Origin of the sequence: Serratia plymuthica NBRC 102599 (assembly GCF_001590925.1) — a bacterium.
Taxonomy (GTDB): domain Bacteria; phylum Pseudomonadota; class Gammaproteobacteria; order Enterobacterales; family Enterobacteriaceae; genus Serratia; species Serratia plymuthica.
Window position 1 is genome coordinate 1 of sequence record NZ_BCTU01000064.1, and the last position, 1,257, is coordinate 1,257.

1 pseudogene is annotated in these 1,257 nt (G+C 54.7%); it reads right to left on the reverse strand.

Going from position 1 to position 1,257, the window contains the following annotated elements:
- Positions 1–3 precede the first annotated feature (3 nt).
- Positions 4–1,249 (reverse strand): annotated as a pseudogene (locus SPL01S_RS24135) (IS3 family transposase).
- Positions 1,250–1,257: the final 8 nt, after the last annotated feature.

Consider the following 1,257-nt stretch of genomic DNA (forward strand, 5'->3'; position numbering starts at 1 on the left):
TGACTAGTCCTGATATAGGTTGACACTTTTCAGCCCTATAACGCCCGATGAACTTCATCGGGCGTTTTGTATTTCAGCGACAGGTGCGGCCGCCGCGTGTTATAGAGGTTCACCGACTCCCTGACCATCTTTCTTGCCTGCGTGATATCTTCTGGCCTGCCGAGCAGGTATTCCGTTTTAAGTATCCCGTTTATCCGTTCCGCCAGCGCGTTCTGATAACAGTCATACCCGTCCGTCATCGAACAGGTGACGCCATATCTCTGATGTAACGCCTGATATTCCTGTGAGCAGTACTGGATACCCCTGTCCGAGTGGTGCACCAACGGCAACATCGTGCGTCTGCTGGCCAGTGCCATTTTGAACGCGCAGGCGACATGCCGGGTATGCAGACTGTCATGTACGTGATACCCCACGATTTTTCTCGACCAGGCATCCGTTACCAGGCTGACATACGCCGTTCCTGTTCTCAGCGGCAGGTAGGTGATATCCGCCACCCAGACGTGTTCCGGACGGCTGGCTATGACCTGATTGTCCCCCGCCTTCAGCAGGTTGGGATGACGATAAAAACGATGATGACTGTGCGTCGTCTTGTGATATGCCCGTTTAGGCATCACCAGTAACCGCGCGCAACGCAGGATACTGAACAGCCGGTCGCGCCCCACATGCAACGCCGGTTCGGGGCGTTGCCGCAACAGGTGATGCAGCTTACGTGTCCCCAGTCGGGGCTGGTGCAAGCGGATGGCTGTCACCTGTTCGACGAGATGCCGGGCCTGCCCCTCTTTGTCTGCTTCACGCTGCAGGGACTGATACCACGCTTGTCGGCTGATGCCCATCCATCGGCAGGCCCGCGTTACTGTGAGTCCCGGTACTTGTGTTTGCGCGATAAGGCGGTTAGCTGCTTTTTTGTCAGCGTGGCGCCAAAGTCGGTGTTCATCACTTTGACGACAGCTTCGAAGAACTGGGCTTTGACTTCAGATTCAGCCAGTTGCTGCTCAAGTTCTTTAATACGCTGTTCGGGCGTCAGGGGGAGTTTGGGCATGTTGTCTCCGCACGTTCTGGTGGAAGGAGAAGTTCGCCAGTCAAGCTGACCGTATTTACGCAGCCAGTTCATGACAGTCTGGCTGCCCTGGATACCGTAGCGATCTTGCGCCTGGCGGTATGTCATCTCACCTTTTTCGACCTGTTCGACGATGGCCAGTTTAAAGGATAGAGAGTAATCGCGTTGTGTGCGTTTAATATACTGGTTCATCACATTTT